We start from the raw sequence: 12,759 nt of genomic DNA, 5'->3' as shown, positions 1-12,759 counted from the left end.
CACACTCGTTCGAGCGAACGGCTCCGGATTCTCTCTGCGGCCGCCGGTACAGGCTGGGAGAACAGTGGCTTGCCCGACTACTCGGATTCGAGCGTAGAGACCGCCTTCGAGCGCATCAGTGCGGCAGTCCCCCTGGGCTGGCGCGTGGAGCTGATCGAAGGGGAGATCTCCCTCACGCCACCGGCCAACGGGGAGCACGAGGAGATCGTGTCCGAGCTCAGCGGGCAGTTCAGGGACCACGATAAAAGGCTGGGCCGGTATACGGGCATCGGCCTCAATGTCCCTGGAGCCTCCGAGACCGGCCATGTTGTCCCCGATCTGGTCATCGCCCCGAAAGGCAGCTTCGACGACGGGGAGGAGTGGCACGAGGCGTCCTCCGTCCTCCTCGTCGCCGAGGTCACTTCGGACAGCACGGCCGAACGCGACCGCGAGAAGAAGATCCACGGTTACGCCCGCGCCGGCATCCCCGTCTACCTGTTGATCGACCGCGAAGTAGCGGAAGTCACCGTCTACTCCGAGCCGTCCGGCGACGAATACACCCAGAGCCCCAGGTACAAGCTCGGCCTCACCATCCCGCTCCCCGCGCCCCTGGGATTCGAGCTGGACACAGCGGAATTCCGAGTGGGCACCAGCAGGAGGGCCGCATGGACAACCTCCAGGTCGGCGAGATCTACGGCAGCGACTGCACCGGGATGACATGCTGAGTCCGCTGCGGTGCCGGTTCCGGTGCAGCAGCCCGTGCCGGACCGGCGTTCGCCGCCAGGATCAGCGTCGCCACGGCGACCAACGCGGCCGCCGCGCCTCGGGTGTAGCGCTCGGTGGGGCTGGTGCGTTCCTGCACGGCGACCTCGCAACAGCTCTGGGTTAACCATGTTTAATACGCGGTTTAACCTAAGCGCTGTCAGACTCGAACGGCAAGGGGCACAGGGCGAGTTGGGGGCGTTGAGCGATGTCGGACCGCGATGATCCCGGGACGATCGGGCGAAGAGTTCAGATGCTGCGGGCCGACCGGGGGCTGACGCAGCGACAGTTGGCGGAGCCGGCCTACACCCCCGCGTACATCTCCACCCTGGAGGCGGGCCGGGTGCGTGCCTCCGACGACGCGCTGCGGCATATCGCCGAGCGGCTCGGCGTCGCTTTCGAGGAGCTCGCCACGGGGCGCCCCGCGCACCTCGTCACGGACCTTCGGATGAAGCTGACCGAGGCCCAGCGGGTGCTCGCGACCGGCGACGCCGAGGCCGCCGCGGAGCAGTACACCGCGCTGCTCGCGGAGGCGGAGGGAAACGGGTTCGCCGAGGAGCGGGCCGCCGCGCTGCTGGGGCTCGGCGAGTGCGGGATCGATGCCGGTGAACTCGACTCCGCCCGGCGCCACTTCGAGCTTGCCGAGCAGGTGCTCGCCGAGGTCGACGCGCCCCTGCCGGCCCGTGTCCCGGCCATGCGCGGGCGGGCCGTGTCGCACTACCTCGCCGGGGAGCTGCGGTACGCGGTCTACCTCCTCGAATCCACCCTGGACGAGCTGAACCGCGGCGGACTGCACGACCCCGACGCCCTTCTGCTGCTCTACGCGAGCGTCATCGGCCCGTACATGGACATGGGCGCCCACGCGCGTGCCGCCCAGGCCGCCGAGTACGCCCTCGCGCTCGCCCCGCACGCCGGCGACCCGGCCCTGGTCGCCCGGATGCACCGGTCCGTCGCCCGCACCCTGCTCGCCGAGGGCCGCGTCGCCGAGGCCGACGCCTCGCTCGCCAAGGCCGCCGAGCTGTACCGGCAGCTGCAGATCCGTACGGAGCTCGCCAACTGCCACTGGATGCGCGGCTACGTCTACGCCCAGAACGGCGACCTGGAGCGGGCGGAGGCGGAACTGCGCGAGGCGCAGACCATGCTGACCGCCAAGCGCGCCGCCCTCTACACGAGCCAGGTCGCCGTCGAACTCGCCGACGTACTGCACCGGCGCGGCAAGTCGGAGGAGGCCGCCGCCCTTCTGCACGAGGTGCTCAGCGACCTCAGCCCCGAACGCGGCGCCCTGCACTCCGCCGCCGCCCACCGGCTGCTCGGCATCATCGCGGAGGACGCCCGGGACACCGAGACCGCCGAGGAGCACTACGTCCGCGCACTGAGCCTGCTGGAGCGCGCGGGCGCGGCGGGCGACCTGGCCGACCTGTGCCGCCTGCTCGGCGACCTGCTGCGCCGCACCGGCCGGGTGGAGGCGGCGCTGGACGCGTACCGCACGGGCCTGGGCCACCGCACGGCCCCCGGCACCACCACCCTGGGGCCCGCTCCCGCACAGCCTCCTCTGTGAGGAACCCCAGCCTGTCCACAGCTCCCACCGGTTAGCCTTCGCGGGGCGATTCGAACAGGTGGGGACGGGCACGGTGGAGAACCAGCGGACCGGCGTGGTCGACGGGCTGCGGCTCGTCGTACGGGCGCTCGTGTACGCCGTACTCGGCGGCGCCGCGCTCATCGCCATCGCGACGGTCGCCTCGGTCCTCGGGCCCATGGTCGCGCTGGACCTCTACACCCCGGCAGTCGCCGCCTGGTGGACCGTCTTCACGGCCATCGCCGTGCAGGGCGTGCCGTTTCTGCTGCTCGGCACGGTCGTCTCGGCGGCGATCGGAGCCTTCGTACCGGAGAGGGTCTTCAGCCGCCTGCTGCCCCGCAACCAGGCACTCGCCGTACCCGTCGCCGGAGCGGCCGGTGTCGTCCTGCCGGGCTGCGAGTGCGCGTCCGTGCCGGTGGCCGGAAGCCTGATGCGGCGCGGGGTCGCCCCGGCTGCCGCGCTCGCCTTCCTGCTCTCCGCGCCCGCCATCAACCCGGTCGTCCTGGTCGCCACGTCCGTCGCCTTTCCCGGGCAGCCGGCGATGGTCCTCGCGCGGCTGGTCGCCTCGCTGGCCACGGCCGTGGTGATGGGCTGGCTGTGGGCGCGGTTCGGCCGCGAGGAGTGGCTGCGGCTGCCGAAGCGGCCCTCCGGCCCGGCCGCCACCGGCCCGCGCGCCTTCACCGCCGGGCTCCAGCACGACTTCCTGCACGCGGGCGGCTTCCTCGTCCTCGGCGCGGCGGCCGCGGCGACCTTCAACATCGCGGTGCCCCGCTCCGTACTGGACCTCTTCACCGGCTCGCCCTGGCTGTCGGTGCTGCTCCTCGCCCTGCTGGCGGTCGTGCTGTGCGTGTGCAGCGAGGCGGACGCGTTCGTCGCCGCGTCGCTCAGCGGCTTCTCGCCGACCGCGCGGCTGGCGTTCATGGTGGTCGGCCCGATGGTGGACCTGAAGCTGATCGCCCTCCAGGCGGGCACGTTCGGACGGTCCTTCGCCCTGCGGTTCTCGTCCGTGACCTGGGTGGTGGCCGTGGTGTGCAGCGCGCTGGTGGGGTGGTGGCTGCTGTGAGGCGCTACGGACCGGCGGCACTGCTGCTTCTGACGGGCGCGGCGATCCTGCGGATCTCGCTGTTCAGCGAGCTGTATCTGCGGTACGTGCAGGCGGGACTACGGCCATACCTGGTGGTGTCCGGGTTTGTGCTGGTGCTGCTGGCGGTGGCCGCGGCGCTTGTCGGGCGACCGGAACAGGAACCGCACGCCGAGCAGGGCCAGCCCACAGAGCACGATGAACACGCCGGCCGCGATCAGCAACGCGAGCACGGCGAGCACGACGAGTCCGACGACGATTCCCAGGCCCACGATCAGCACGGCGGCCACCATAGCCCCCGCGTCGCCTGGCTCCTCACCCTCCCCGCCCTCGCCCTCCTCCTCTTCCCGCCCCCCGCCCTCGGCTCCTACAGCGCCGAGCGCGAGGCCGCGGGGCGTGCGGCCCAGGGGGTCGGGCACTTCCCGGCGCTGCCGGCCGGGAACCCGGTGCGGCTGACGCTGGCGGAGTTCAGCTCCCGGGCGATCTATGACAGCGGGCGGTCGCTGTCGGGCCGTACGGTCCGGCTGACCGGCTTCGTCACCCGGGACGACGACGGCACCTGGTACGTCACCCGGCTCCTCGTCGCCTGCTGCGCCGCCGACGCCACCACCAGCAAGGTCGAGATCCGGGGCGGGCAGGCTCCGCCGGAAGACGCGTGGGTCACCGTCACCGGCACCTGGCGCCCCAAGGGCGGGCTCGGCACGGACGCGGCGTGGCCGCCTGTGCTGGATGCCGGGTCGGTGCGGCGGATCGCGGAGCCGGCCGATCCGTACGAGAAGCGGTGAGTGCCGGGCCGGGTCGTTGGTCGTCTTCGGGCCGGTGGGGGTTGGTCGCGCAGTTCCCCGCGCTCCTTGGGGCGTGGCAGCCGGGCGGGTTTCGTGGGGGCCGCTACGGGTAGTCGGGCGTCGTCGGAGGCGAGACCAGCAGGCCGCGCTCGAACGAGGAGGCTGCCGTGCGGCCCAGAGACGATCATCGTGGGGAGCGAGGACGAGAAGGGGCGGGCGCCGCGGACGCCCTTGTCGAGGGTGTGCGCGGTATGGGACCGGGCGAGGTACCGGGCCGGCTGTGTGCCGTGGCCGTGGATCTGCTGCCCGTGAGCGGCGCGAGCGTGTCGCTGCACAATGACGGCATGCCCGTGCAGCTGGGCGCGAGCAGTGCGCAGGCGGCGTATGTGACGGAGATCCAGGCCACGTTGGGCGACGGTCCCTGCCAGTCGGCCGCGCAGAGCGGCGCCCCCGTGCTGGCGCGCGACCTGACGGCCGGACAGGACGTCCTGCGCTGGCCGGTCTTCGCCCAGCAGGCCACGGCCGCCGGGGTGCGGGCGGTCTACTCGATGCCGCTCGGCAACGACACGGTGTGCGTGGGCACCCTCGACCTCTACCGCGAGTCCCCCGGCGACCTCACCGACCTGGAGCTGCGCACGGCGCGGCTGGTGGCCGGGATGATGACCGTGGCGCTGATGGCGCTGCCGCACGCGGAGGAGACGGGCGACCCGGGGGACGAGCGGTGGCTGAGCGGCCTGGCCGCCGACCATGACCAGGTCTACCAGGCCACCGGCATGATCATGGCGCAGCTGGGCGCCGGCACGGACGAGGCGCTGGCGCGGCTGCGGGCGCACGCGTTCGCGCATGGGCGTACGGCGCTGGACGTGGCCGGGGATGTCGTGGCGCACCGGCTGCGGTTCGACGACGACCAGGACTGAAATTCGGCGTAAGGAATTGGTAAGGCGCACAAGTCCGCTATCCGTGCGACGTCGCCGCTAACGTCACCGGCATGACCTCGCGGCCCGCCAGAACTGGCGGGCCGCGATCCGGTGAAACGGAACACGGAAACGAGGGAAATCACCGTGGAAAGAAGCGGAATAGCGCGGCGTGCGTTGGCGAGGGTCGGCGCGACGGTGGCCGTGGCGCTCAGCGGATTTCTCGCCGTCCCGGCCGCCCAGGCCGAGGAAGGCACCGCCCCCATGGCTCCCGGTAGCACGTCTGCGGTGCCGCACGCGACCCAGTCGTTCGACGGGGAATACGTCACGGTGGGGGGTGCGAGCATCTTCGCGGGCAACTGCTTCAACGCCAGGAACATCACCGTCGGAAGCGCCCAGTACAGGGACTGCGGAGTCGAACGCGCCGCTCTCAACATCACCGGCGACGTGCTGACGCGCTACCACCAGGAAAATCTCTACCTCGGAAACAGCTTCAACGTCCGAGGCGGCACGATCAACCTTGCCGGCGGTGTCTACGAAGGCAACAACTTCGTCGCGAACACCATCATCATTCGCGGCAACGCGCTCTTCGTGGGCCGCAATACGTTCGAAGGAGAAGTCTTCGTCAAGGACCCCGACCAGATCGCCGGGGAAGTCTTCTTCGTGGACGAGATAACGCCCACACACGCCGACGCGATCGCGGCCGACGTCGACAATCTCGTGAACTGCACCAACACGCTTCTCGATCCGCAGGCATTCGGACGGCTCGACACCGAGGGCGAGTTCATCAATTCCACGATGAACGGGGAGGTCGGCATCCACAATCTGATCGCCGCGGGGAACAACACCGATGAGTTCGGCCGGTGCGCCCAGACGCTCAGCGCGAGCGAGTTCGCGCACTTCAGCGCCATCGCCACGGTGGACGGCCCGCGGAACGTCTCGGCCTCCGGCACCATCACCCACGCCGAGCTCGAACTCTTCCACCGGGAACTCCAGGAGTGCGGCGACCAGATGAACGCCGCCCGCCCGCAGAGTCCAGGTGCGGCCGTGGGGGCCCTCCTCGACTGCGGGGAGTCCATGACGGTGACGAGCAAGGCAACGCATCAGTGACTCTGCCACGGACCTAGGATCGTGGACCATGGAAATAGCTGGTCTCTTCTTCATCCTCATCGGTGTCCTGGCGGTCATGGGCGTCCAGAGCCGGATCTCCCAGGCGGACAAGCGAGTTGCCCGGGTCGAGCGGAAACTCGACCTGATCATCGACCACTTGGGGCTGCGCGAGAACGAGCCCCGTATGGACGAGGTCCTCGCGCTCCTGCGTGACGACAAGAAGATCCAGGCGATCAAGGTCTACCGGGAGATCACCGGCGCGGGCCTGAAGGAGGCCAAGGACGCGGTCGAGCGCATGGCCTAGTCGCTCAGACGTCGTGCCGGCCCTGCTTCCTGACCTCCGCGAGACGGCGGGCGCCCAGTTCGACGGCCGTCCAGGTGGCGTCGGCAGGTACGTCGGCGAGGCCGCCGTTCGTGACGGTGACGGCGTCGTCACCGACGCGGACGGCGGCCAGGTGCAGGGTGAGCTGGGGCCCGTCGTCGTACTCGGAGATGCCCCGGAGGACGACCCGCAGCCCCTGGCGGGCGTCCCCCACCTCCGGCATCTCCGCCTCCGTGACCTCCACGTCCAGCTCTCCGCCCCCGGCGGCCGCCGTGAACTGCCCGCACTCGTCCGGCAGGCTGCCGAGCCACGCCAGCGTCGCGTCGACGTCCTCGGGCCGGTGGGCCACGATCTGGTAGCGCAGCTGGGCCCCGTCCCACGCGTCGTCCAGCCCGACCGTCGCGCGGGTACGGGCGTCCGGCCCGAACAGGTCCTCCGTGTACAGGGCGTCGAGCAGCCGCCCGCACTCGGGTGACTCGGCGCTCGCCTTCAGCATGGAGTCCCGCCAGGTGGCGAACCCCTCGGTGGGCGCCCAGGGTTCCCCGAGGTCCTTCTCGGTGATCAGCGCCGCCCGTGCCTGGCCCTCGGTGAGCGTCTGGGCGGCCGAGGGGGTCCGCGGCCCGGTGCTCGGGGCCGCGGGCAGGGCCGAGGACGCCTTGCCCGGCGACGGGAAGCACGCGGACGCGGTCAGCAACGCGCCCGCACAGAGCGCCGGGGCGATGAGGGCACGGGCCGGGGGACGGGGCATCGCGGGCCTCCTGAACTGGTGTCGAGGACGCGCCCAAGATCGGCACGCCTTCTCAAGGCACCACCCCGGGACTACGACCACCAGCGCGCGGGTCCGTCCGGGTGACGACGTGACACCGCTGGGAGGAACTCCGCCGGCCCCCTACTCCCCGCCACTGCGCCCTCCGGCGCGGACACTCCCCCCTGTCCCGCCGGGGGCTCCCGCTCTCACCCGCCTCTTACGCCCCCCTTCACCCGGCTGTCGGTGCCATGACCTAGCCTTCGATCACTTACGGCGAGACGCGTGCCCTCTTCTGCCGCGTCAGCCTCACTTCTTTTTCGTTCCGGGGGGTTCGAAAAACCGTGCGCAGACGCACTCTTCCGGCCGCGACGGCACTCGCGGTCCTCTTCAGCTCGGTCGCCCTGGTCGCGACCGGCGCCGGGTCGGCGGCCGCCGACTCCAGCACGACGCTGCCCCTGAAGTCGACCGGCGACGTCGTCGTCGACGGGGCCCACCAGCGGGTCTTCATCAGCGACCCGACCGCCGGCCAGGTCCTCGTCACCGACTACGCCGGCCAGCTCGTCGGCACCATCGGCTCGCTGCCCGGCGTGAGCGGCCTGGAGCTGTCCGCCGACTCCTCCACCGTGTACGCCGCCGTCTTCGACGCCGACGCGATCGCCGCGATCGACACCGCCACGGCGACCGAGGCCCACCGCTGGTCCACCGGCACGGCCGACCCGAAGTACCTGGCCGCGACCGGCGGCAAGATCTGGTTCGGCTACGGCGGAGCCGCCGCCGGCAACATAGGCTCCCTCGACATCAGCGGCACGGACCCGGTGCTCACCCTGAACCAGGCACCCGGGAACAGCTGGTACTCCGCCCCGATGCTGGATGCCTCCGCCGGCGCCCAGGGCACGCTGGTCGCGGGCGCACCCGACCAGAGCCCGGTGGTCCTCGCGGTGTACGACGTCTCGTCGGGCACGCCGAGCCGGACCGCGTACGCCTTCGACCCGGGTTCCACGGGCGGCGGCAACCTCATGGACATGGCCGTCACGCCCGACGGCAAGGACGTGGTCACGGCCAGCGGGGCTCCGTACTACCAGGCGGTCTACAAGCTCACGGACCTGTCCAAGGACGGCAAGTACGTCACCAACCCGTACCCGAACGCGGTGGACGTCGCGCCGAACGGCGATGTCGCGGCGGGCACCAACTCGATGGACGAGGCGGACGTCCACCTGTTCAAGCCGGGCACCTCGCTTGCGTTCAAGGAGTTCACGTTCAGCGGCGCGCTCGCCCCGCGCGGGCTGGCCTGGGCGCCGGACGGCAGCAAGCTGTTCGCCGTCTCCAGCGCCAACACGCTGTACGTCTACGACGACCCGACCAAGGTGTCGTCCACCGTCACCGTGTCCGGGCCGGCCACCGCCCCCCGCGCCAAGGCCCTCACCGTCACCGGCACGCTGACCTCCTCGGCCGCGTTCCCGGCCGGTACCGAGGTCTCCGTCACCGGTACCGACGACGAGTCCCCGGCCGGCAAGGCGCTCGGCACGGCGACCGTCGCGGCCGACGGCTCGTACTCCTTCGCGGACACCCCGCAGGCCGGCGGCAAGGTGACGTACACCGTCACGTACGCGGGCGACGCGGACCACACGGGCGCCACCGCCGCGCACTCGGTGACGGTCGCCAAGTCGGCGGCCACGGTGACGCTGAACAACAACCTCAAGGTGTACGGCTACAACAGCAGCGTCCCCTTCACCGCGCACCTCGGGACCACCTACAAGAACCGCACGGTGGAGATCTGGGCCGACCCCTACGGCTCCGACAAGCCCAATGCCCTGGTCAAGAAGGGCACGGTCGATGCGAACGGCAACCTGACGGCGACCGTCCGCCTCACCCGCGACGCCAAGATCAGCGCGAAGTTCACCGGTGACACGCGATACGCGGCGAAGACGACGACCAACACCGTCTACACCAAGGTGAGCGTCTCGTCGTCGCTGAGCGGCGCGTACAAGACGGCCACCGCCTGGAACGAGACGTACTCCTACTTCCGCCAGACCAAGGACCCGGTCTACAACACGGCCATGACGATGTACCCGGGCCGCAAGTACCAGTTCCAGATCCAGCAGTTCTCCAGCGGCGCCTGGCACACGACGGCCTCCGAGTACTTCGGCCTGGACCGCTACGGCAAGGACTCGGTCCTGCTGGAGGACAACCCGCCCACGGGCGTGCGCTTCCGGATCCGCTCGTCCTACATCGACACGGCGTCGGGCGACAACGTCAACGCGACGACGTACGGCGGGTGGAAGTACTTCACCTTCACCCGCTGAACTCTCACCCGCTGAACCTTCAGCCGCTGAACCCTCAGCCGCTGACCTGCAGTTCCTTCAGCCGCCGATGGACATTGGCCAGGGCGCCGCGCCGGCGCCCTGGCACCCTGCTCCGCAACTCCGCCAGCGCGGAGCCCAGTTCGCGCGCGGGCCCGGCGTCGCGGATCTGCCCCCACTGGTGGTGGGCCCGGTCCACCGCGGCCTCCACCGCGGGCGCGTCCGGGGCCTGCCCCGCGCCGAGCCGGGCCGAGGCGACCGTCAGCCAGGTACGGCAGCTGCGCACCGGGTCCCCGGCCAGCATCGCCAGATCCGCCCGCACCTCACTCCAGTGCAGGGCCTCCTGCGAGGCGTGCCCGTGCGCCCGCATCGCCACCTGCTCCTCCCGGGCGGCCAACGTGTCGGCGTCGCCGTGCTGCCCGGACTGCACGGCGGCGGTGATGGCGGTGTGCGGGTCGGTGGGGGCGGGGTTGTGGGCGGGGAGGGGCGGGATGCTCGGGGCGCTCAGGACGACGGTCTGCGGGCTGGGCTGGGGGCTCGCCACGACCAGCCCCTGCGGTGCCTGAGAACGAGGCCGTTCGGGCCGGTAAGGGTGCCTGGGGGCCGAGCCCCCGAAGGCCGTCGGCGGCGCCGTCAGCACGATGTCCGTGCCCACGCCGCCCTCCGGCGAGATCCGCGTGAGCGCCTGCTGGTGCAGCTCGTCCAGGGACGGCCGGTGTCCGCTGCGCAGGAGTGTCGCGACCGCCTTCATGTACGCCGGGCCCGCCACCGTACGGCGGTTCGGCGGCGGCGCGACGCGGCCGTACACCGCGCTGGTGCGCCCCGAGTCGAGGGGGTTGGCCAGCAGCCACTCCCAGGTCTCCGTGTCGGCGTGCAGATCGACGACGAGGGAGGTCGAACCCGGTGCGCGCAGGCGCAGTTCCTCGCGGAACCAGTGCCAGGGGAACCCGGTGTAGCGCACGGTCGCCGGGGTCGAGCGGGCCAGCGCGAGGTGGGGCAGGTGCTGGCGGCGGTCCAGCTGGAGCTGGCCGGCGACGAAGACGGTGAGCGGCCCGGGGGCGGCCGCGGCGGCGCGCAGGCGGGTGAGGACGGCCTGCGGCTCCAGCGGGTCGGCGAGTTCGACGACGTTCGCGGTGTCGGTGCCCGACAGCACCGCGGGCGGCACGGCCGCGAGGATGGGAAGCACGGAGGCGGCGTCCACCAGACACCCCTTGCCGGCCGGTGAGGCGGCGAGCAGCAGCACGGTTCCGGGCATCGGTCCCTCCCCATCCCCCGTCGATCACTTACGGCAGCACCGTAACCGCTGCGGGTGCAAAGGGGGGATCTCAGGCCTGCAAACGTCCGTTTCCGTCCCCATTCCCCACACCCTCCGCAACTTTGATCCGCCGTACCGCGAACACCGTCGTGTCGTCGGCGAGACGCCCGCCGCTGTGCCGCAGCGTGCGCTCCCGCACGAAGGCGACCAGCCGCCCGGGCCGTGCGATGCCCGGGTCGGCGGCGACGGCGGCGGCGACGTCGTCGGTGAGCGGGTAGAAGACGCCGTCGCTGTTGCGGGCCTCGGTCACGCCGTCCGTGGTCATCAGCAGGGTCTCGCCGGGACGCAAGGGCACGCGGTGCACGGGCAGCGGGTCGCCCGCGGGGTCGAGTGCGGCCATGCCGAGGGGGAGGCCGTGGCCGGGCGGCAGGGGCCGTACCCCGTCGGGGCCGACGACGAGCGGGCGGTCGTGGCCGAGGACGACGGCCTCCACCGCATCCGGCTCCTCGTCGGGGAAGCCGATCAGCACGGCGGTGGCGAACCGTTCGCCGTCCTCCCGGCCGAGGGCCACCCGCATCAGGATGTGCCGCTGGAGGCGCTCCTCCATGCGATCGGCGACCGTGGCCAGTTCGGGCTCGTGGTAGCCGGCCTCACGGAACGTGCCGAGCAGCGCGGCCGCCGCCTCCACCGCGCCCAGCCCCTTGCCCTGGACGTCGCCGAGGACCACGCGGGTGCCGTACAGGCCGATCTGGATGTCGTAGAAGTCGCCGCCGACCCTGGCCTCGCTGTCGGCGGCGAGATAGACGGCGGCGTGCTCCAGGCCGCCCCAGCCCGGCGGCAGCGGGCGCAGCACGGTGCGGCGGATGGTGGCGGCGACGTCCTGCATGTGCACCATGCGCCGCTCGCTGCGCACCCGGACCACACAGGCCGCCGTGGCGAGGACGCCGCCGATGCCGGCGAGGACCAGGTCGGGCAGGCCGGCCTCGAACTCGTGCGGCAGGGCGACGTCCGCGGCGACGTACGTGGCGGGTGCGAGCACCGCGAACGCGGCCGTCCCCCACACCCCGCAGATCGCGGCGGCGATACCGGGCACCAGCACGATCCAGGACAGGATCCGGAAGTCGCTGCTGGTCCGGAAGTCGACCGCCACGATGGCGACGAGCAGCAGCAGCGGCGGCACCCAGGCGACGCCGCGGCCCCGCACGCGCAGCAGGCCCTGCCGGCGCGCGTCGCCCTTCAGGCCGGTTGCACCGTCGCTGACGGCCCTCATGGCCCTCAGCGAAGCACGGCGCTCGCCCTGCCGCATCCGGGTACCCGAGGCGGGTGCCGGCGCGGAAGAAGCGCGTCGCCGACTTGCCAGGCGGGCGCCCCAGGTGTGCCCTGGAGGGCGGGGGGCGAGGAGAGAGGAGTGCTCTCATGGCTCATGCGGCACCCGCGCCCGGCGGACGGGCCTCAGTGACGGGCACCGGCCGACTGCCCGACGTGTTCAGCGCGCGGACGCACCGCATCGCGGGCGTGGTCGCACCGATCGTCCTCGGGCTGGTCTACGGCTACTGGGCCGCGGCGAACCGGCGCTCCGGCGGCGAGATCACCGGCTGGAACCTGCTCTTCGGCTTCGTCACGGCGATCGCGTTCATGATCCTCTACGTCGGCGTCCGCGCCCTCGCCCCGCACATGCGGCGTGAGCAGCACGCGATCGTGTGGGGCGTCTTCGGTGGCGGCTCGTTCGGGTTCCTGTACAGCCAGACCGACGCGTCCGTCCTGAGGTCCTCGATCATGGGGCTCGTGATCGGCGCGGTCTTCTTCGTCGTGCTGTTCTACCGCTACTACACGCACGAGGACGCCCAGGGGCACCGCTACCGCTGAGGGGTGGACGGGTCGGCCCCGGCCGCTCACGGCACCGACCCGTTTCCCCTTCATCCACCCA

Annotated in this window: 13 protein-coding genes; 9 read left to right on the top strand and 4 right to left on the bottom strand. The window is 71.7% G+C overall.

Features of this window, described 5'->3' with window-relative positions:
* The first annotated feature begins 69 nt into the window (after positions 1-69).
* Positions 70-696: a Uma2 family endonuclease gene (locus tag OG254_RS25590; protein WP_405585873.1), complete on the top strand. Its 627-nt coding sequence runs from the start codon at positions 70-72 to the stop codon at positions 694-696.
* On the opposite strand, the gene OG254_RS25585 is transcribed toward OG254_RS25590, so the two are convergent.
* Positions 671-841 carry a hypothetical protein gene (locus OG254_RS25585; protein ID WP_405585870.1) on the bottom strand — a complete coding sequence of 57 codons (171 nt, stop codon included), beginning with the start codon at positions 839-841 and terminating at the stop codon, positions 671-673. The genes OG254_RS25590 and OG254_RS25585 overlap by 26 nt on opposite strands.
* A 108-nt stretch (positions 842-949) precedes the next feature.
* Here OG254_RS25585 and OG254_RS25580 point away from each other — a divergent pair, with 108 nt between their 5' ends.
* From OG254_RS25580 to OG254_RS25555, 6 genes are all read left to right on the top strand, one after another.
* Positions 950-2,299, top strand: a complete 1,350-nt coding sequence (locus OG254_RS25580) for a tetratricopeptide repeat protein (RefSeq protein ID WP_405585867.1) — start codon at positions 950-952, stop codon at positions 2,297-2,299.
* 73 nt (positions 2,300-2,372) lie between these two features.
* Positions 2,373-3,380 (top strand): permease, encoded by a 1,008-nt coding sequence (locus OG254_RS25575; protein ID WP_405585864.1) that lies wholly within the window; start codon positions 2,373-2,375, stop codon positions 3,378-3,380.
* Positions 3,377-4,183, top strand: a complete 807-nt coding sequence (locus tag OG254_RS25570) for a TIGR03943 family putative permease subunit (protein ID WP_405595185.1) — start codon at positions 3,377-3,379, stop codon at positions 4,181-4,183. The genes OG254_RS25575 and OG254_RS25570 overlap by 4 nt, the downstream gene beginning before the upstream one ends.
* A 167-nt stretch (positions 4,184-4,350) precedes the next feature.
* The gene (locus tag OG254_RS25565) at positions 4,351-5,100 is read left to right on the top strand and encodes a GAF and ANTAR domain-containing protein (protein WP_405585861.1); all 750 of its coding nucleotides are present in this window, start codon (positions 4,351-4,353) and stop codon (positions 5,098-5,100) included.
* Between the two features lie 144 nt (positions 5,101-5,244).
* Positions 5,245-6,207, top strand: coding sequence for a hypothetical protein (locus tag OG254_RS25560; protein WP_405585858.1), 963 nt, complete (start codon positions 5,245-5,247; stop codon positions 6,205-6,207).
* 28 nt (positions 6,208-6,235) lie between these two features.
* Positions 6,236-6,511, top strand: coding sequence for a ribosomal protein L7/L12 (locus OG254_RS25555; protein ID WP_405585855.1), 276 nt, complete (start codon positions 6,236-6,238; stop codon positions 6,509-6,511).
* 4 nt (positions 6,512-6,515) lie between these two features.
* Here the strand turns inward: OG254_RS25555 and OG254_RS25550 are convergent, their stop codons facing one another.
* Complete coding sequence (locus OG254_RS25550; protein WP_405585853.1) at positions 6,516-7,277, bottom strand: hypothetical protein; 762 nt, start codon at positions 7,275-7,277, stop codon at positions 6,516-6,518.
* 341 nt (positions 7,278-7,618) lie between these two features.
* On the opposite strand from OG254_RS25550, the gene OG254_RS25545 reads away from it, so the two are divergent.
* Positions 7,619-9,580: an Ig-like domain repeat protein gene (locus OG254_RS25545; RefSeq protein WP_405585850.1), complete on the top strand. Its 1,962-nt coding sequence runs from the start codon at positions 7,619-7,621 to the stop codon at positions 9,578-9,580.
* A 34-nt stretch (positions 9,581-9,614) separates the two neighbouring features.
* Here the strand turns inward: OG254_RS25545 and OG254_RS25540 are convergent, their stop codons facing one another.
* Positions 9,615-10,832 carry a hypothetical protein gene (locus OG254_RS25540; RefSeq protein WP_405585848.1) on the bottom strand — a complete coding sequence of 406 codons (1,218 nt, stop codon included), beginning with the start codon at positions 10,830-10,832 and terminating at the stop codon, positions 9,615-9,617.
* 70 nt (positions 10,833-10,902) lie between these two features.
* A complete protein-coding gene (locus OG254_RS25535; RefSeq protein WP_405585845.1) occupies positions 10,903-12,102 on the bottom strand; it encodes a PP2C family protein-serine/threonine phosphatase in 1,200 nt (399 codons plus the stop codon).
* Between the two features lie 146 nt (positions 12,103-12,248).
* Between OG254_RS25535 and OG254_RS25530 the strand changes: the two genes are divergently transcribed.
* The gene (locus OG254_RS25530) at positions 12,249-12,698 is read left to right on the top strand and encodes a hypothetical protein (protein WP_405585842.1); all 450 of its coding nucleotides are present in this window, start codon (positions 12,249-12,251) and stop codon (positions 12,696-12,698) included.
* Positions 12,699-12,759: the final 61 nt, after the last annotated feature.

The organism is Streptomyces sp. NBC_01092 (assembly GCF_045039535.1).
Classification (GTDB): Bacteria; Actinomycetota; Actinomycetes; order Streptomycetales; family Streptomycetaceae; genus Streptomyces.
Note: the sequence above shows the minus strand (reverse complement) of the source record. Positions and strands in the feature narration are given on the sequence as shown.

Bases quoted from the DNA above. Each gene is read 5' to 3' on its own strand.
- OG254_RS25550 (WP_405585853.1), bottom strand. From the start codon at position 7,277: ATGCCCCGTCCCCCGGCCCGTGCCCTCATCGCCCCGGCGCTCTGTGCG.
- OG254_RS25580 (WP_405585867.1), top strand. From the start codon at position 950: ATGTCGGACCGCGATGATCCCGGGACGATCGGGCGAAGAGTTCAGATG.
- OG254_RS25530 (WP_405585842.1), top strand. From the start codon at position 12,249: ATGGCTCATGCGGCACCCGCGCCCGGCGGACGGGCCTCAGTGACGGGC.
- OG254_RS25535 (WP_405585845.1), bottom strand. From the start codon at position 12,102: ATGAGGGCCGTCAGCGACGGTGCAACCGGCCTGAAGGGCGACGCGCGC.
- OG254_RS25555 (WP_405585855.1), top strand. From the start codon at position 6,236: ATGGAAATAGCTGGTCTCTTCTTCATCCTCATCGGTGTCCTGGCGGTC.
- OG254_RS25540 (WP_405585848.1), bottom strand. From the start codon at position 10,832: ATGCCCGGAACCGTGCTGCTGCTCGCCGCCTCACCGGCCGGCAAGGGG.